Here is a 17,324-nt window from a genome sequence, read left to right as displayed (position 1 = left end):
GCATCACGACGGTAGAGAGTAGAGGTGACTAAACTGAATAGAAGAAACATCACAGTGAGGATGACATCATGGACTATGAATTTTTGCGGGATGTGACGGGCCAGGTCATCGTTCGTATGTCGATGGGACATGAAGCGATCGGGCACTGGTTCAATGAAGAAGTAAAAGGCCAGCTAACGGTCTTAACTGATGTTGAAGAAGCGGCACGTTCTGTGGCTGGCAGCGAACGGCAGTGGCGGCGCGTGGGTCATGAATACACGCTGTCGTTGGATGAAGAAGAAGTGATGGTGCAGGCAAATCAGCTGTCTTTCACCACGGACGAGCTGGAAGAAGGCATGAGTTATTACGACGAGGAAAGCCTGTCTTTATGCGGACTGGATGATTTTCTGACGCTGGTGGAAAAATATCGCGAGTTCGTCCTGCATTGATGCTTTTGGCAACACAACCGCATTTGGCCATGCGATCGTGTTGAGAACACGGTTATGTTGGACACACCACCCGACAGACGAGTGGTGTTTTTCCATCAATCAGCCAAGATCGGCATGGCCGAAACGTGCCTGCCAGTCATGATCGAATCGGTTAAGCGCATCGTCAACCGCAGGGTCTTGTAGGAACAGCTCGGCAACCGCAGGGTCAACCGTAATAGCCCGACACCCCGCCAGCAGGCAGTCCAGTACCTGACGTGGCGTTCGAAAGCTGGCTGCCAGTACCTGAGTGTGCGGGCTGTGCAGGTTAATCAGGGTTTGCAGCTCTTTTACGAGCGCAATCCCGTCTCCGCCCTGTGCATCGATGCGATTGACGTAAGGGGCGATATAGCGAGCCCCCGCCAGCGCGGCATAAAACCCTTGCCCCGCGCCGTAGACGGCGGTGCCGAGAGTAGGAATATCCAGCGCCGTCAAATGCTTAATGGCACGTAAACCGCCATGCGTCACCGGAACTTTGATGACCAGAGAAGGAATCACGTCTCTGAGTTTCAGCGCTTCCTCCACCATGACGTCAGGATCGCGTGCCATCACCTGAGCAAACAGCTGGCCTTCCGTGCCGATAATGGCCTGCATGTCCCGTAGCACGGTATAAATATCGGATTTTCCGCGTGCGACAATACTTGGGTTGGTGGTCACGCCTTTAATCGGTAACACGCCAGCAAGTCGTTCTACTGCGGCCACATCAGCCGTATCTAAATAGAATTCCATCATTTCCCCCGTTAACGAAAACTCGTGTTGCGGATGACATTCATCATGCTGACTTAGCGCACGATAATGCCCAGTAGAATGCCCACCGCGCCGAAATCGGAATCACTGAACGTGGTGTTTGCCAGTCCGATACTGCCCAACACCGGCAGCAGGAAGACAGGCAGGAAGGTAATCAGCAGTCCATTGGCGAAAGAGCCTAAAATCGCACCGCGACGCCCACCGGTGGCATTACCGAAAACGCCAGCAGCTGCGCCGACGAAGAAGTGCGGCACCACGCCAGGAATGATCACTGTCATACCTAACAGATAGAGCAGCACCATACCGACCACCCCGGCTGCAAAACTGCTCAGAAAGCCGACCAGCACGGCATTTGGCGCGTAGGGGAAGACGACAGGGCAATCCAATGCCGGTTTAGCATTGGGGACCAGTTTGTCAGAAATGCCTTTAAACGCGGGCACGATTTCCGCAATCACCATCCGCACGCCTTGCAGCACGATGTACACGCCGGCGGCAAAGGTAATGGACTGAATCAGCGAAAACATGAACCAGTTTTTCCCACCGGCGTTCATCGTTTTCACCGCTTCCGGGCCAGCAAACAGACAGGTAAACATGAAGATGAAAAACATGGTAAAAGCGATGGCGACCGGCGTATCGCGCAGGAACAGCAGGCTTTTCGGTACTTCCATGTCTTCTGTTGATTTCTCTTTATTACCAAACTTGCTGCCGATAAACGCTGACAGCAGCTGTGATATCGCAGAGAAGTGACCAAAGGCGACGTCGTCCGAGCCTGTGACTTTCTTCATATACGGGTGAATAATGGCGGGGAACAGTACCATCGAGACCCCAACGACCAGCGATCCAACGGTAATCAGCAGCACACCTTTCATACCCGCCGTTGCCAGAATCACGGCAACCATCATCGACATAAACAGCGTGTGGTGGCCAGTCAGGAAAATGTATTTCCACGGCGTAAAGCGGGCGATCGCGATATTAATAACCATCGCGAAGAACATGATCATCGCCATCTCGGTGCCGAAGTTCTTCTGTGCGACGGCGACAATGGCTTCATTGTTAGGTACCACACCGGCGATACCAAACGCGTGGTGGAAAATCTCGGCAAAATCACCCAGCGAGGACACAATCAGGCTGGCACCTGCGCCGAGAATCAGGAAACCCATCACGGTTTTCACGGTACCTTTGATGCACTCTGTGGCTGGTTTTTCTGTGCAATCAGGCCGATAAGCGCAATTAAACCGACCAGGATCGACGGTTCAGACAGCACATCACTCATTAAAAAACGGAAGAATTCCATTTTTGATCCCCCCAGCTTATAAGGCGCCAAGTTCTGTCAGGGCGACCGACAGGCGTTCTTTCATCGCCACTTTGTCGATCATGTTATTCAGGGAAACAATTTTTCCCCCTACCGCCTGCGCGATGAGCTGATCGGCAATATCTTTGGTACCGACGAAGATGTCGCTGTCCGTGCCTTTCGCAGACCCCAAATCCACGTGATCCACATCAGCAACCACGCCGAGCTCTTTAACGATGTTTTTAATGCTCATTTCCATCATCAGGCTGGTACCCAGGCCGTTACCGCATACGACTGTAATTTTCATAATCTGTGTCCTCTGGTGGCGATTAATAACGAGAAATAACGGAAAGCACCTGCTCTACGTCCGTCGCGCGGAGTAACGCGGCGATGTCATCAGGTGTGTCGAACAACTGAGCGAGCTGTGAAATAATATCGATGTGGCTATTGCTGTCCGTGGCGGCCAGAACAATCAGCAAATGAACGGGATCGTTGCCTTCAGAATGGAACACCACGCCTTCACGAATCAGCGTCAGGCTGACGGCGAGTTGATTCACGCCATCTTCCGGGCGCGCATGCGGCATGGCAATCCCAGGGCCGACGACATAGTAAGGGCCGATGGCCTCATGAGAGCGATAGATCGCCTCAAGATAGGTAGGTTCAATTGAACCGTTATCTAATAAAGGCTTACAGGACAAGGCAATAGCGTGACGCCAACCATCACAGGCAGGTAAAATCTGAACAACGTCTGGTGTTAGTAAAGTGTTAAGCATTGGAGTCACCTCTGTATCATTCTGAACGCAGGATAGTGTGGCGATGGCGAAAATAATGTGATTAATCTCTAAAAAGATAGCGCTAACTGATATGCATATCATTAACTGTGACCGACTTAGCACAAGTGGGGCCATTATTTGTTCCCCCGTGTCGCCGCAGGCACACTATGAGCAGCGCTGACAGGGCGTGAATGACGCAGTAAGGAAGTCGGGGTTGTTCGCTCGTTGCCGACCCCTTCACGCTAGCCTGAAGGCAATGACGTTACCGGCTGTTATCGCGAGCGTGCGATGAGAAAAATGACGAATGGAGAGGAAGTGAGCATGCGTAAGCGTCGTAGTACCGGTAAGGTTACGCTACAGGATGTCGCCGACTACGCGGGCGTCGGGACGATGACGGTATCGCGCGTGATGCGCAAACCCGATCTGGTCTCTGAGAAGTTACGCAGCAAAGTGGAACTGGCCGCCAGAACATTAGGCTATGAACCCAATCAGGAAGCCAGTCAGCTTACCGAGAGTACGAGTCGCGTCACGCTACAGGATATTGCAAACCATGCGGGTGTCGGCGCGATGACGGTGTCCCGCGCATTGAGGGAGCCGGGGCTGGTCTCCGATGCCACGCAGAAGAAAATCAATGAGGCGATAAAAACGCTGGGCTATGTTCCGAATCAGGCAGCAGGCATGCTGGCATCGGCCTATCAGCCCACTATCGCGGTGCTTTATCCTTTTCAACAAGACCGCGCCAGCGTGCGTTTTGTGCAGGCATTACAGCAGGCGGTTGGCAAACATCATGTGTCGTTAATCATGGGCTGCCATGAATATCGCCAGCATACCGAAGCGGGAATGGTCGAAAAGCTCCTACAGCAGCGGCCAGCGGCGCTGGTGTTATTCAGCGCACAACTCTCACAGCGAACCCGAGACATTATTCAGGCCAGTAACGTGATTACGGTGAATGTATCCGGTGCTGACGTGCTGAGTGCGAATATCAATATTGATATCGCCCTTGCCGAAGCGGCGGAACAACTGACGATGTCGCTGTTGGAAAAGGGGTATCGTCACGTGGCTTATATCGGCGCGCATACGGATAACCGTTTGCAAAAACAGCAGTTGAACGGCTGGAATAAAGCCATGCTGGCACGCTATCACAATGCGGATTTGAAAATTACGATCCCGGAAGCCCCCAGCCTACAGTTTGGCCGCTATGCGATGACGGAACTGCTGCAAAGCCAGCCGGAGCTGGATGCGATTATCTGTAGCCATGAGGAAATTGCGCTGGGCGCACTCTTTGAATGCCAGCGCCGCCTGATGAAAGTTCCTTACGATCTGGCGATTGCCTGTCTGGATGGTTCTGAACAATGTGAGCATACGTTCCCCGCGCTGACCGCGATGCGGCTTGATTATGAAAAACTGGGCGCGGAGGTCGGGCGTCTGGTACTCGCCATGATGGACAACGACGAACATCCACCGGTAGTGGAAAAAGTGAAGTTTATCTTTGAACCTCGCGCCAGCAGCTAGCTAAACCGGCCTGTAGAGCCGGTTTGGAACGGAAATTGTGATGAATTACAGCGACGCACCACCGCACATCACCAACTGCTGGCCGGTAATGGCCGCGGCAGACGGGGAGAGCAGATAACCCACCAGATCGGCTACTTCCTGTGGCTGGATGAAGCGCCCAATCGGTGGCAGTTTTGGCGGAGAACTCTGGCGACCCGGCATGGTCAGCATCGGGGTTTCTGTGGCACCTGGCGCGACGATGTTTACCGTAATGCCACGCGGAGCCAGTTCCGCCGCCCAGCTTCTTGCCATGCCGATCATCGCGGATTTCGTCGTGACGTACTGGCTGCGCCCTGCGGAGCCGTTCGACGTGCGGCTGCCCAGCAGCACGATGCGCCCGCCTTGCGGCAGCTTATCGACCAGACGGTCCGCGAGCACCTGTGCTGCCTGAATATGCAAGCGCCATAGCGTTTCACCGTCTTCCAGCGAAAGCTGACCGAGCGGGGCGGCTTTCATAATGCCCGCGGCATGAATGACGGCATCAACCTGCGCAATGTTGTCCAGAATGGCCGTTAGCGCGGGCGTATCCATAATATCCACTGCGCAGTGGGTAAAGTGTGGATGTGAATAATCACCCGGCTTGCGCGACAGGCCGGTTACCCGCCAGCCTTCCGCCAGTAATTTTTGTACGATGGCGGCACCAATCCCTGAGCTGCTGCCGGTAATCAGGGCGTGTTTAGGGGCTGTCGCTGACATGTGTCTCCTTAATCAAACTTAACGGCTTTGATGCCCATTCTGAATTACAACAACGTGACGGGGATTTTAAACACGGCTTTTTTGACCGGAGCAGGGCTGTCGTTAATGGCACACAGCGCCTGATGCGCTTCACCCGGATAGAACGTGACGAAGTCGCCTGCCCGCAGATGGATCTGATGCGGCACCTGTGGGTTATCCAGAATGTAGAGATCCGGTTTACGCTCGGTCGCGGGCTGACCATGCACATCATTCAGACCGTAACCGATAATTTCCTCGCCTTCCAGAATCAGTTGTATATCGAGGTAGTTACTGTGAAATTCAGTATGTCGCGTGGCACGCGGTGCGGTGTTCACGGTACCGATGCTGTAAAACCAGTCGGCACCTTCCGGCTGATAACGGCCTTCGGGTAGCGCATTCAGTTCATCTAACGACATGCCCGGTGCGGACAGAATGGTCCACAGTGCATCGGGCAGCGTGGCGAGTTTGAGGGCGTTTAGGTTTCCTGCAATCATAATCGAGTCCTGAAACTAGCGGGGGAGTACCCCCGCTGACAAAGAGAAAAAGTAGCGCGGTTTAGTTCGCTTTGACCCACTCCTCGCTCACCACGACATGCTTGATCGCCTGACGGAAGTAGGTGAATGCCACGTGCAGTTTACCGTCCTGCGCCTGCTTGACGCTGGGGTAAGAGAACTCGCGGTTCAGCTTCTCTGTGGAGTTATTGGTCATGCAGTAGCCGTCACCCACTTCGATATTACGCTGCCACGGCCAGCTCTTGCCGCCGTCTTCCGAAATGGCGAGCGTCATCGGCGCGCGCGGAGCACCCCAGAAAGCGCTGCGGCTGCCCGCTTGCACTTCCGGCATTTTGGCATTGCTGGCTTTGTCCTCTTCATCCTCGATTTCATCGTACAGCGACAGACGGCGCTCGGTGGCATCGGCAGCGCTCATATGGTTGAACACCAGCGCCAGATGGCCATTCTCCAGCGTGGTCACCTGAATGGAGGAGTTGTTGTTCGGCAAATCGGTCGGCACAGGGTCTGACCAGGTTTTACCGCCATCCGTTGAACGACTTTGGTAGATGAAATCCGCCCAGCGGCTGCGGTACAGCGCCAGCAGCGTGCCGTCCTGCAACGGTGTGATGTTCATGTGTACGCAGCCCGTGCTGTTTGGCACCGGATATTCCTGCCAGGTCTTGCCCTGATCGCTGGAGATTTTCACGGCGCTGTCATCGTTGTTACCAACCCACTTCTCACCCGGCTGAACGCGACAGTAGAACACCGGCAGCAGCCAATCGCCGTTTGCCAGCACGGTGATGGGCTGGCGGATGAAGGTGCCCGGCTGATCGAGCAGCGTGCCGATTTCTCCCCAGGTAGCGCCGAAATCCGTGGATTGGCGGTAGCGCACAATGGCGGTGTCCTGATTACCGGATTTCTGCGCGGTATACAGCAGCCACAGCACGTTATCGGGTGCGAGGAACAGCACCGGGTTTTGCTCGGAACGGGTCGCGTCCTCGGACAACTTAACGGCTTTACTCCAGCCATCGCTGCCTTTCACCAGGCGGGATAGGTAGATAGAGATATCTGCAATGCCTTCCTGAGTGCCACCAAACCAGACGCACAGCACATCGCCGTTCGGCAGATGGAGCAGATTAGCGGCATGGTTCTGCGGGCATTCCGATGGAATGTAGGCATCCAGACGCACGGCATCGCCTTCTGCGTGATGAATTTTTCCGCTACGTTCTACGGTAATGGTTTCGCTACTCATGACTCAGGCTCCTGATTTATTTTCAGTTGGAGAAGTTTGGATTTTTTTCGCTTTGTTCGGAATGACGCTATCGATCGCCATGACGATAGCTGGGGTCACCAGTGCGACATACATGTTATCGATACCGTACGGGTTGCCGAGAATGTACCAGACGGACGTCACCACACAGGCTGATATCAGGCTGGCGTTGGCGCCGCGGGTGCTGTTAAAGAACGGCAAATAGAAGGCAATGATGGCGACCACCGAGATAGAAAGGCGGATTGCACGGGTAAAGAATGACAATTTCAGAACTTCAGGCACCAGTAAAACGAAGATCAATGGCAGGAATCCGATGATGAGCGAGAATACGCGCGTCATCTTCATCTCTTTTTCTGGTGTTGGGTTGTAATACGGAACATAAAAGTCTTTAACAATCAGTGAGGCAATCGCCAGTGCGACGGTACTCACACTAATAAATATCGACGCAACCAGTGATGTAGTAACCAGACCCGCAACCCAAGGATTCATATCCTGAAGGAAGATTGGCATGGCGTACAGGCTATTGATTTCTGGGTGAGCAAACTTCGCTGCGACACCGATAATCGCGATAGCCAATGCAATCGGCATGCAGAAGAGGAAGGCGACCCAGGTTGCACGTTTTGCTGACGCTGCATCTTTGGTGGCGGAAATAGCCTGAATAACGAACTGGGTACAGAAGATAGAACCGATAGTCCCGATCAGCCAGGCGAAGATGGTGCTGGCACCGATTTTACCGTCCCACGTCCAGTAGTAATCCGGCATTTGTTCGATCATTGGCTTGAAGCCGCCAGTCATTTTCAATGCAACGTATAGAATAATCATCACGCCAACGTACTTCACGGCACTGTGGATCAACGTGACATAAGCCACGCCTTTTAAACCACCAAAGTAGAAGTAGAAGGTACTCACGATCGCGGTGATCAGCGCGGCAACTGGCAGGGAGATGTGCAGTACGGTGGAGATGGCTGCCGCACCGCTGACGTAGTTGCCCACGTTTACCAGCAACAGCGCATAGATCATGATGATCGAAATGATGTTCTTGGTGCTGGTGCCGTACTTCTCGGCGATAGCGCCAGAGATGGTGACCTTTCCTGTATTGTAGATTTTTTTAACCAAAATCATCCCGAACAGCAGGAAGCCGATAGCGGCACCAATGACTGACCAGGAGGCGGCGATGCCGTTCTCAAAGGCAGACTGTGCCGTACCGACCGTCGATTTGGCGCCGATGAATTCGGTCATCAGCAGGATACCGACGATAAACGCCGGTAGCGCGCGTGACCCTTCCATGAACTCGGTACTTGATTTACTGCGTAATTTGAGCGTTAACCATGAGGTGAATGCGATATAAAACACAATCATCCCAATGATGATGAGGGTATCGGTAACGTTAAAATGGTTCATATCTTCTCGGCCTTAAATGGAAATTGATATTTCTCTGTTACTGCGAGAATTGATTAAGGATGTTACGGATGTTGTCTTCATCCTGTGCGGAAAACTGGATCGGATAGCGGCTGACGCCGACATCTTCACCCATGATCGCGAGCGCTTTCTTCACCACGGCGGGTGAGAACGCGATGGCGTACAGTGTCTTACGCAGTTCGGCAACCTGTTCTTGTGCCTGACGGGAGCCTTCAATGTCACCCGCATGGAAGCGATGCCAGATCTGGCTGATCGGTTCCGGTGCCACGTTAGCCAGTCCGGAAATACAGGCGGAGCAGCCGTCAACAAAGCCCTGGTGAATGAGCGAGTCTGGGCCATTCAGTACGTTAAAGCCCTGCACACCTTTCACCGCTTGCACATAGCCGCTCAGGCTTTCATAGCTGCCTGCGCTGTCTTTGATGCCGATGATGTTGGGGTGATCCGCTAGCGTGCGGACGGTTTCCGGTGCCAGCGTATTCCCCGTGCGTGCAGGAATGTTGTAGAGAAACACCGGCACAGTCAGCGCATCGGCGACGGCGGTGTAGTGGGCAATCAATTCTTCCTGTTTGAGTGGGATGAAATACGGGGTGATGACCGAAACGGCATCAACACCCAGTGCGGCGATGCGCTTACCGAGCTTGATGGTTTCCCGCGTGGAGATTTCACCGATGTGGCCGACAACCGGCACTTTTCCGGCAACTTCATCAACGCAGGTTTCAGTGACGGCGACTTTCTCATCGGTGTGCAGTACGAAAAACTCACCGTTGGTGCCGTTACAAAAAATACCGTTGCCGTAGCGCATCTGGCGCTGCACCTGAAGGCGCATGGCAGCGGGGTTAAATTCGCCCTGGTTATCAAACGGCGTGACGATGGCGGTCAGGACGCCAGTAATATTTTTACTCATTGTTCTTCCTCGTGACACGTAATCAAAAAGATGAAAAGTTAAAACCGTCCTACTTAAAACGAATGCCGGTCACTTAAGCCCACTATTAGGGGAAACACAGGGGGAGGTTCCCGCAGGAGGCCTCACCCCTGTGGTAGCCCCGTGTATCTCGATGCTTAAACGATCGCGTATGGTTAAAAGAGCGTCAGATAAACCTCACGGACATCGTCGGCACTGACCTGTGTCGGCACGTTTTTCATCAGGCGCTGCACCTGTAACGCGGCATCAACCAGATAAGGCAGGTGGTCTTTTTCCACGCCGAGCTGCTGTAAGGTGTTGGGCAGGTTGAGGCGTTTAACCAACTCGCTGAAATAGGTCACCAGCGCCTGTGCTTTTTCCGCGGTACTCAGCGCCAGATCGGCATCCGGCAGCAGGTCATACGCCTGTGCGAATTTGTCCTGTGCGGCGTCCTGCACGAAACGCATGCAAGGGGCGAGCAGGATAGCGTTCGCCACGCCGTGTGGGATGTGGTACTTGCCGCCCAGTGGGTAAGACATGGCGTGCACCAGATGCGTACCGGAGTGGGCAATGGCGGCACCGCCGTAGTAGGACGCCCACAGCATGTTCAGCTTGGCTTCCATATTGCCTGGCTCACGCACGGAGGTTTCGAGGTTGGCAAACAGCTTTTTCAGACCAATCAGCGCGTAGTTGTCGCTGACCGGGTTGGCAATCGTTGAAGTGAAACACTCAATCAGGTGGCAGAGTGCATCAATACCCGTTGAAGCGGCGATATGTGACGGCATGCTGATGGTCAGCTCCGGCACCAGCGCAACGTAATCTGGCAGCATCACCGGCGTGATAATACCGACTTTGGTCTCTTTTTCCGGGATCGCCAGAATGGCATTCGGCGTGGCTTCTGAACCGGTTCCTGCGGTGGTCGGGATGAGCAGGGATGTCGTGCGGCGGGGCGGTTTTTCCCCTGCCAGCAGGCTATCCAGCGTAACGGTGTCATCGCCTGCGCACAGTACGGAAAGCAGCTTGGCGACATCCAGCACGCTGCCGCCACCGACGCCGATCACCAGATCGGTCTGGGTTTGTGTGAGCTGGCTCAGTATCTGGGCAACGTCGTGCTGGCTTGGCTCGGCAGGAACATTATCAACCAACAGAACCTGCGGAACGGCTTGCTTAACTTGTGCGATCAGCGCCTGAACGTCAGGCAGCCCGACGATGTTTTTGTCGGTGACAAATAAAACGTGCTGTTTCCCTGCCAACAGGTGACTAATGTCCTGAAGTACCCGGTAACCGCTGAGGATAGTGCTATTGATGTTCATGCTTATTACCTTGCCTTTTCTCTTTCGCCAGAGCGTTATCGCTATGATGATAATGGTTGCGATGGTGATTACTTTCAGTCAAATAGCGTGGTTCTCATCACGCAGAAACGCCATTTGCCACATCGTGGTGATAATTTATAGGTGAAATTCCTTTTAAATAATTTGATATTGCTCACATATAATCAAATGTGATTCAATATAATCATTATCAGGTAATCACGAACCGGGGATGAGGTATGTCAAACGTGCAGCAATCAGCAGAACAGGTATTAGTGGTCGCTGATGACTTTACGGGTGCCAATGATGCGGGCGTCGCTCTGGCGCAGCATGGCGCGCGGGTTAGCGTCGTATTTGACGTTAATAAACTGCATGCGGATTTACTGGGCGATGCGGTGGTGATCAACACCGATAGCCGTGCGGCGCGTGATGACGTGGCGTCTCAACGTACCGCAGAAGCGGTTACAGCCTGGCAGGCAGCCGGCGGACAAGGCTGGATTGTTAAGAAAATTGATTCGACGCTGCGTGGGAATCTGGGTGCAGAAGTGACCGCTGCTCTTTTTGCCACCGGGATACCCATTGCGTTGATTGCTGTCGCGTCGCCGACGCTGGGACGCGTGACTCGCAAAGGCGAGGTCTGGGTAAATGGTCGTTTGCTTACCGACACGGAATTTGCCAGCGATCCCAAAACGCCAGTGGCCTCGGCTTCTATTGCGGCCCGTCTGGCGGAGCAAACTGCCTTACCGGTGGCGGAAATACACCTTGATGACGTTCGTCAGGCCAATTTAGCTCACCGTTTGCAGCAGTTGGCGGATGAGGGCGTACGTCTGATTATTCTTGATACCGACGAGCAGGACGATCTGGCGCATATCGTTGACGCCGTCAGAGCGTTACCGTTTCGCCCCTTGCTGGTCGGTTCGGCTGGCCTGAGCGAAGCGCTGGCAAACGCGCAGGACTTTACGCGCAAAACGGAGAAGCCGCTGCTGGCTGTCGTTGGGTCAATGAGCGATATCGCTCAAAAACAGATTGCGACCGTCAGATTGCGCAGCGATGTCACGCTGGTTGAGATCGATATCAACGCGCTCTTTTCATCCCATTCATCCACCGTCATGGCCTCCCAGTGTGAAGAGGCGGTAACCGCGCTGATGAACGGCCACCATTGCATTATTCGTACCTGTCACAACGAAAATCAGCGCTTCGAAATCGATGCGCGGTGCCAGCAGCTTGGGCTTAGCCGACAGCAGCTTGGCGAAACGATCAGCCACTATCTGGGGAACTTACGCGCAGCATTGTTCAGGCGCTAGACAGCCTGACAGCGGACAGAACGAACCGGCGTCTGCCGGGTGGGCTGTATTTATCCGGTGGTGACATTGCGATTGCTGTGGCAACCGCACTGGGCGCGACCGGCTTTCAGATTAAAGGGCAAATCGCATCCTGTGTGCCCTGGGGATACCTGCTGAACAGCGTTGTCGGCACGACCCCTGTGATGACTAAAGCGGGGGGTTTTGGCAACGAAACTACTTTGCTCGACGTTTTACGTTTTATTGAGGAGAAGGTCAGTGAGTAAAATTATTGCGGTAACCATGGGTGATCCGGCGGGGATTGGACCGGAAATTATTATCAAGTCTCTGGCCGAAGGCGAGCTTTCCGGCGCGCCTGCCGTGGTGGTGGGCTGCGTACAGACGATGCGACGTATTCTGGCGCTGAATGTGGTGCCCGCCGTCGAACTGAAAATCATTGATAAGCCTGCCGATGCGGTCTTCGCGCCGGGTGTTATCAACATCATTGATGAGCCGCTGGAAGATCCTCAGGCGCTGGAGCCTGGTGTCGTTCAGGCACAGGCGGGCGATTTGGCTTATCGCTGCATCAAGAAAGCGACGGCGCTGGCGATGGCGGGTGAGGTCCACGCGATTGCGACCGCGCCGCTGAATAAAGAAGCGCTGCACTCTGCGGGGCATATTTATCCGGGCCACACCGAGCTGCTGGCTAAGCTGACCAACAGCCGTGACTACGCGATGGTGCTGTATACCGATAAGTTGAAGGTTATTCATGTTTCAACGCACATCGCGCTGCGTAAATTCCTGGATACGTTGAACCGCGATCGCGTGGAAACGGTGATCGAGATGGCGGATGTTTTCCTCAAGCGCGTCGGTTTTACCCACCCGCGTATCGCTGTTGCCGGGGTTAACCCGCACGCGGGCGAGAACGGCCTGTTTGGTGACGAAGAGATCACCATCGTGTCGCCATCGGTTGAAGCCATGAAGGCCAAAGGCATTGATGTTTATGGCCCGTGCCCGCCGGATACCGTCTATTTGCAGGCGTATGAAGGCCAGTACGACATGGTGGTGGCGATGTATCACGATCAGGGACACATTCCGCTCAAGTTGCTGGGCTTCTATGATGGGGTGAACATCACTGCCGGCTTGCCGTTCATCCGCACCTCTGCTGACCACGGCACGGCGTTTGACATTGCCTGGACGGGTAAAGCGAAGTCTGAAAGTATGGCGATCTCTATTCAGCTCGCGATGCAGCTGGCCTGATTCAGGCTAACTCATCACCGTTGATGACATGGTGTTGTAAGCGAATAAAACGCGATACAGTGCGCATTGCAGGATATCTTCCTTCCCGTGTTTGGGAAGGTTTCTGGTATCCTGCAATCAAGAATAGAGAGTTTAACAACAGCAAGATGGATATCGCCGTGGATCCTACATTAACCGATGCTTTCCGCATGAGCGGGGATAAAGTAAGAGGCCAGAGCCGTCTTGATCAGATTATGGATTATCTGAAAAGCCATAATCTGGTGACAGTCGATGAGCTGGTGTCCGTGATCGACGCTTCTCCGGCGACGATCCGTCGTGATTTAATCAAGCTGGATGAGCAAGGCGTGATTAGCCGCAGTCATGGTGGCGTGACGCTCAATCGTTTTATTCCTTCCCAGCCGACCACGAATGAAAAATTACAGCGCAGTCTTCAGGAGAAGCAAGCGATAGCTCGCTATGCCGCAACGCTGGTCAAACCGGGCAGTGCGGTGGTGCTGGATGCGGGAACGACCATGCTGGAACTGGCGCGTAACCTGACGCATTTGCCGCTGCGCGTGATTACTGCCGATCTGCAAATTGCGCTGTTCCTGTCTGAGTTCAAACAGATTGAAGTGACGATTATCGGTGGGCGTATTGATGACAGCAGCCAGTCCTGTATTGGTGAGCATGGTCGTCGTCTGTTACGCAGCATTTATCCCGATATCGCGTTTATCAGCTGCAACTCGTGGAGCCTGGATAAAGGGATCACCACGCCGACGGAAGAGAAAGCGGGCGTGAAGCAAGATCTCGCCGTGAATGCTAGCCGCCGGATACTGCTGGCCGACAGCAGCAAATACGGCGCGTATTCGCTGTTTTGCGTGACGCCGCTGTCTGAGTTGACCGACATCATCACCGACAGCGCGCTGGCTCCCGAGGTGCAGGCGCAAATGAAAGGTAAAACGTTCAATCTGACGCTGGTGTAAGTGAAACGAGGTGCCATCCGTGGCGCTGTCTTTCCTGATACTCTGTGTGCTGGCTAATATGATTTATTTCATGCTAGCGGCAATGGTATCGACGTTGTGCTTAAACGCCGCCGTATAGGTTGCGGCGGGGCCCGAGGCGTCGGTCAGGGCTTCAGGGTACAGTTCACCGCCGGGCTTCGCGCCGCTGGCATCGGCGATTTGTTTCACCAGACGCGCATCGGTCTGGTTTTCAATGAAGTAGCTTTTCACTTTCTCTTGTTTAATTTGCTTAATCAGCGAGGCTACTTTTTTGCTGCTGGCTTCCGATTCGGTAGAGTAGCCCACCGGTGACAGGAACTTCACACCGTAGGCCTGGCTAAAATAGCCGAACGCGTCATGGCTAGTCAGCACCTTACGCTTTTCTGGTGGAATCGTGGCAAAGGTTTTCTTCGCGTAGCTGTCCAGATCCTGTAGCTGCCTGATGTAGGCTTCGCCCTGCTGACGATAGTAATCGGCATTCGCCGGGTCGGCTTTTACCAATGCGTTGACGATGTTGTGCGCGTAGACCACACCGTTGCTCATACTGTTCCAGGCATGGGGATCGGTTTCCGTTTTGCCGTCTTCCACCATGGTGCGGGTGGCAATGCCGTTTGAGGCCGTCACGATGTCGCCACGGTAACCGGATGCGGTGACCAGCCGGTCGATCCACCCTTCCAGCCCCAGCCCGTTAACGAAAACCAGATCGGCGTGAGCCAGCGTTTTGCTGTCTTTCGGTGACGGTTCAAACTCATGCGGATCGCCATTCGGTTTCACCAGATCGGTCACGGTCACACGATCGCCACCGATATGGCTCACCATATCGCCAAGTACGGAAAAGCTGGCAACAACATCAAGATTCTTTGCCATCGCTAATGGGCTAAGCAGCAGGCCGGATAACGCGATAGCTAACAGTGAACGTTTCATTTTTCCCTCACAGAAAGTTGCAGATAACGAGATTCATCGGTCAACGACGCTGGCGTAACAGCCCACCGTGGTGACCAACACAGACCGAGAAACAGAAAAACAGCGTAATCGTCAGGATAATGGCGGGCCCGGCGGGCAGTTCGGCATAGTAAGACCACAGCAGGCCGATCAGGCTGGCGGCCATTCCTTGCAGCACCGCAATGCCGAGCATGACGGGCAGACGCTGCGTCCAGAAGCGTGCGCTAGCGGCAGGCAGCATCATCATGCCGACCGTCATCAGCGTGCCTAACAGCTGGAATCCGGCGACCAGATTCAGCACCACCAGCGACAGAAACAGGCCGTGAATCAACGCCCGATAGCGTCCTGAACACATGCGCAGGAAGGTCACGTCAAACGATTCGATCACCAGCGCCCGATAGAGAGCGGCCAGCACCAACAGGGAGGCGGATCCGATCAGCGCAATGTCGATCAGCGCGGCGCGATCGACCGCGAGAATCGATCCGAACAGCACATGCAGCAGATCGACGCTGGAGCCGCGCAGTGACACCAGCGTGACGCCGAGCGCCAGCGATCCGAGGTAAAATCCGGCGAAGCTGGCGTCCTCTTTTAACTCCGTGTGGCGAGTGACGAAGCCGGAGATCATGGCGACGGATAGCCCGGCGATAAAGCCGCCGATACCCATCGCCAGCAGCGACATCCCGGAGATGAGATAGCCGATAGCGACGCCGGGTAAGACTGCGTGAGACAGCGCATCGCCAATCAGGCTCATGCGTCGCAGCAGCAGGAAGCAGCCCAGCGGCGCGGCGCTCAGCGTGATGACCAGACAGCCGACTAGCGCACGGCGCATAAAACCGAATTCGGCAAAAGGAGAAGCGATCAGGTGAAATAACATCATGACGTGACGATCCTGAGCGTTGGCGTATCGCTGTCGGCCTGGCGCAGGCTATGCAATATGGGCTGAGCCTCTCCCCAGCGATGGCCGTCCGGGGTGAGATGCAAGATGTTCGGGAAGTGCTGACCGACCAGCTCCAGATCGTGCAAAACGGCCAGAATGGTTCTGCCTTCGGCGTGAAGTTGCTCGATAATCTGTAAGAGTGCCTGCGTGGTATGGCTATCGATGCCAGTAAAAGGCTCGTCCAGCAGAATGATGGGAGCCTGTGTCAGCAGTAGCCGCGCGAAGAGCACGCGCTGTAGCTGCCCGCCGGACAGGACGCCAATATGCCGATCGGCGAAATCCTTCATGGAGACGGCATCGAGTGCATCAGTGGCTTTGCGATGCCAGTTGACGTGAATACTCCGCAGCAGGCCACGATGGGGCAGCGATCCCATGAGAACCAGATCGCGTACGCTGATAGGGAATTGCCGATCGAATTCGGAGAGCTGCGGCAAATAGCCGATAGCATTATCCTTGCTGCCATCGCCGAGGCTGAATGAACCGGAAAGCGGCGGCAGCAGGCCTGCCAGCGTTTTCAGCAATGTGGATTTTCCGCTGCCGTTCGCACCAATAATCGCCGTCAGCGATCCTTGATGGAAACATCCGCTGAGTGTCGCGAGAGGCGGCTGGCTGCGATAGCCAAAGGCCAGTTCCTGTAGGGCAATCATGGCAACACCACCGCCCACCCCACCAAGAGCCACAACAGCACCAACAGCAGGGAAACCAGCAACACGCGCTTCAGCGCAGAGAGAGAGAGTAAAAACTTGTCATTATCATCGGTAAAAAATCAATATGTTATATTATAACGTATCATTTTTTGGTGATGACGACAGAGGGAATAGGTAAGAAAGTATGTAAGTGATTGGGTTCGGTTGTAAGTAGTTGCTGGACGGGAGTGCAGTATTTCGTGCGCCGCACTGCTGACAAACCCCAGCCAACTCATATCGCGATGGCTTTTCTCTTCACGGCGTAAAAAATTATGCTGAGGGGAACATGAACGCCGAGTGAGCGGCAT

Annotated in this window: 16 protein-coding genes and 2 pseudogenes; 5 read left to right on the top strand and 13 right to left on the bottom strand. The window is 54.3% G+C overall.

Annotated features, from left to right (window positions below; genetic code table 11):
* Nucleotides 1–68 precede the first annotated feature (68 nt).
* Nucleotides 69–428: a protein YacL gene (gene yacL / locus NAL19_RS17750; protein ID WP_015841688.1), complete on the top strand. Its 360-nt coding sequence runs from the start codon at nt 69–71 to the stop codon at nt 426–428.
* A 99-nt stretch (nt 429–527) separates the two neighbouring features.
* On the opposite strand, the gene fsa is transcribed toward yacL, so the two are convergent.
* The 4 genes and pseudogenes from fsa to NAL19_RS17730 form a co-directional block, all read right to left on the bottom strand.
* Nucleotides 528–1,193, bottom strand: a complete 666-nt coding sequence (gene fsa, locus NAL19_RS17745) for a fructose-6-phosphate aldolase (protein WP_225088219.1) — start codon at nt 1,191–1,193, stop codon at nt 528–530.
* A gap of 53 nt (nt 1,194–1,246) precedes the next feature.
* A pseudogene (locus NAL19_RS17740) lies at nt 1,247–2,505 on the bottom strand (PTS ascorbate transporter subunit IIC).
* Nucleotides 2,506–2,521: 16 nt separating this feature from the next.
* Nucleotides 2,522–2,809, bottom strand: coding sequence for a PTS sugar transporter subunit IIB (locus tag NAL19_RS17735; RefSeq protein ID WP_015841685.1), 288 nt, complete (start codon nt 2,807–2,809; stop codon nt 2,522–2,524).
* A 22-nt stretch (nt 2,810–2,831) separates the two neighbouring features.
* The gene (locus tag NAL19_RS17730) at nt 2,832–3,275 is read right to left on the bottom strand and encodes a PTS sugar transporter subunit IIA (RefSeq protein ID WP_263058034.1); all 444 of its coding nucleotides are present in this window, start codon (nt 3,273–3,275) and stop codon (nt 2,832–2,834) included.
* Nucleotides 3,276–3,596: 321 nt separating this feature from the next.
* Here NAL19_RS17730 and NAL19_RS17725 point away from each other — a divergent pair, with 321 nt between their 5' ends.
* Nucleotides 3,597–4,787 carry a LacI family DNA-binding transcriptional regulator gene (locus NAL19_RS17725; RefSeq protein WP_263058033.1) on the top strand — a complete coding sequence of 397 codons (1,191 nt, stop codon included), beginning with the start codon at nt 3,597–3,599 and terminating at the stop codon, nt 4,785–4,787.
* Nucleotides 4,788–4,832: 45 nt separating this feature from the next.
* Here NAL19_RS17725 and NAL19_RS17720 read toward each other — a convergent pair whose 3' ends face one another.
* The 6 genes from NAL19_RS17720 to NAL19_RS17695 form a co-directional block, all read right to left on the bottom strand.
* Complete coding sequence (locus tag NAL19_RS17720) at nt 4,833–5,522, bottom strand: SDR family NAD(P)-dependent oxidoreductase (RefSeq protein ID WP_225085749.1); 690 nt, start codon at nt 5,520–5,522, stop codon at nt 4,833–4,835.
* Nucleotides 5,523–5,566: 44 nt separating this feature from the next.
* A complete protein-coding gene (locus NAL19_RS17715) occupies nt 5,567–6,034 on the bottom strand; it encodes a YhcH/YjgK/YiaL family protein (protein ID WP_225085748.1) in 468 nt (155 codons plus the stop codon).
* Between the two features lie 61 nt (nt 6,035–6,095).
* A complete protein-coding gene (locus NAL19_RS17710) occupies nt 6,096–7,283 on the bottom strand; it encodes a sialidase family protein (protein WP_225085747.1) in 1,188 nt (395 codons plus the stop codon).
* Nucleotides 7,284–7,286: 3 nt separating this feature from the next.
* Entirely contained in the window at nt 7,287–8,702 is a 1,416-nt protein-coding gene (locus NAL19_RS17705) for a sodium:solute symporter family protein (protein WP_263058032.1), read from the bottom strand.
* Between the two features lie 37 nt (nt 8,703–8,739).
* On the bottom strand, nt 8,740–9,624 hold the full coding sequence (locus NAL19_RS17700) for a dihydrodipicolinate synthase family protein (protein ID WP_110162421.1): 885 nt from the start codon (nt 9,622–9,624) through the stop codon (nt 8,740–8,742).
* Nucleotides 9,625–9,797: 173 nt separating this feature from the next.
* A complete protein-coding gene (locus NAL19_RS17695; RefSeq protein WP_263058031.1) occupies nt 9,798–10,934 on the bottom strand; it encodes an iron-containing alcohol dehydrogenase in 1,137 nt (378 codons plus the stop codon).
* Between the two features lie 236 nt (nt 10,935–11,170).
* Here NAL19_RS17695 and dtnK point away from each other — a divergent pair.
* The 3 genes and pseudogenes from dtnK to NAL19_RS17680 all read left to right on the top strand — a co-directional run bounded on the left by dtnK (nt 11,171) and on the right by NAL19_RS17680 (nt 14,433).
* A pseudogene (dtnK, locus tag NAL19_RS17690) lies at nt 11,171–12,498 on the top strand (D-threonate kinase).
* Nucleotides 12,491–13,471, top strand: a complete 981-nt coding sequence (locus NAL19_RS17685) for a D-threonate 4-phosphate dehydrogenase (protein WP_225085742.1) — start codon at nt 12,491–12,493, stop codon at nt 13,469–13,471. The pseudogene dtnK and the gene NAL19_RS17685 overlap by 8 nt, the downstream one beginning before the upstream one ends.
* 146 nt (nt 13,472–13,617) lie before the next feature.
* Entirely contained in the window at nt 13,618–14,433 is an 816-nt protein-coding gene (locus NAL19_RS17680) for a DeoR/GlpR family DNA-binding transcription regulator (protein WP_263059745.1), read from the top strand.
* A gap of 63 nt (nt 14,434–14,496) precedes the next feature.
* Here the strand turns inward: NAL19_RS17680 and NAL19_RS17675 are convergent, their stop codons facing one another.
* The 3 genes from NAL19_RS17675 to NAL19_RS17665 are packed head-to-tail and all read right to left on the bottom strand — an operon-like array spanning nt 14,497 to nt 16,977.
* Nucleotides 14,497–15,375: a metal ABC transporter substrate-binding protein gene (locus NAL19_RS17675; RefSeq protein ID WP_263058030.1), complete on the bottom strand. Its 879-nt coding sequence runs from the start codon at nt 15,373–15,375 to the stop codon at nt 14,497–14,499.
* Between the two features lie 40 nt (nt 15,376–15,415).
* Nucleotides 15,416–16,270, bottom strand: a complete 855-nt coding sequence (locus tag NAL19_RS17670; RefSeq protein ID WP_225085740.1) for a metal ABC transporter permease — start codon at nt 16,268–16,270, stop codon at nt 15,416–15,418.
* On the bottom strand, nt 16,267–16,977 hold the full coding sequence (locus tag NAL19_RS17665) for a metal ABC transporter ATP-binding protein (protein ID WP_263059744.1): 711 nt from the start codon (nt 16,975–16,977) through the stop codon (nt 16,267–16,269). Before NAL19_RS17665 ends, NAL19_RS17670 begins: the two co-directional genes overlap by 4 nt.
* Nucleotides 16,978–17,324: the final 347 nt, after the last annotated feature.

Source organism: Pectobacterium sp. F1-1, assembly GCF_025643735.1.
GTDB lineage: Bacteria > Pseudomonadota > Gammaproteobacteria > Enterobacterales > Enterobacteriaceae > Pectobacterium > Pectobacterium colocasium.
Note: the sequence above shows the minus strand (reverse complement) of the source record. Positions and strands in the feature narration are given on the sequence as shown.

Coding starts and splice junctions, on each gene's coding strand:
- yacL (WP_015841688.1), top strand. CDS start 69: ATGGACTATGAATTTTTGCGGGATGTGACGGGCCAGGTCATCGTTCGT.
- fsa (WP_225088219.1), bottom strand. CDS start 1,193: ATGGAATTCTATTTAGATACGGCTGATGTGGCCGCAGTAGAACGACTT.
- NAL19_RS17735 (WP_015841685.1), bottom strand. CDS start 2,809: ATGAAAATTACAGTCGTATGCGGTAACGGCCTGGGTACCAGCCTGATG.
- NAL19_RS17730 (WP_263058034.1), bottom strand. CDS start 3,275: ATGCTTAACACTTTACTAACACCAGACGTTGTTCAGATTTTACCTGCC.
- NAL19_RS17725 (WP_263058033.1), top strand. CDS start 3,597: ATGCGTAAGCGTCGTAGTACCGGTAAGGTTACGCTACAGGATGTCGCC.
- NAL19_RS17720 (WP_225085749.1), bottom strand. CDS start 5,522: ATGTCAGCGACAGCCCCTAAACACGCCCTGATTACCGGCAGCAGCTCA.
- NAL19_RS17715 (WP_225085748.1), bottom strand. CDS start 6,034: ATGATTGCAGGAAACCTAAACGCCCTCAAACTCGCCACGCTGCCCGAT.
- NAL19_RS17710 (WP_225085747.1), bottom strand. CDS start 7,283: ATGAGTAGCGAAACCATTACCGTAGAACGTAGCGGAAAAATTCATCAC.
- NAL19_RS17705 (WP_263058032.1), bottom strand. CDS start 8,702: ATGAACCATTTTAACGTTACCGATACCCTCATCATCATTGGGATGATT.
- NAL19_RS17700 (WP_110162421.1), bottom strand. CDS start 9,624: ATGAGTAAAAATATTACTGGCGTCCTGACCGCCATCGTCACGCCGTTT.
- NAL19_RS17695 (WP_263058031.1), bottom strand. CDS start 10,934: ATGAACATCAATAGCACTATCCTCAGCGGTTACCGGGTACTTCAGGAC.
- NAL19_RS17680 (WP_263059745.1), top strand. CDS start 13,618: ATGGATATCGCCGTGGATCCTACATTAACCGATGCTTTCCGCATGAGC.
- NAL19_RS17675 (WP_263058030.1), bottom strand. CDS start 15,375: ATGAAACGTTCACTGTTAGCTATCGCGTTATCCGGCCTGCTGCTTAGC.
- NAL19_RS17670 (WP_225085740.1), bottom strand. CDS start 16,270: ATGATGTTATTTCACCTGATCGCTTCTCCTTTTGCCGAATTCGGTTTT.
- NAL19_RS17665 (WP_263059744.1), bottom strand. CDS start 16,977: ATGATTGCCCTACAGGAACTGGCCTTTGGCTATCGCAGCCAGCCGCCT.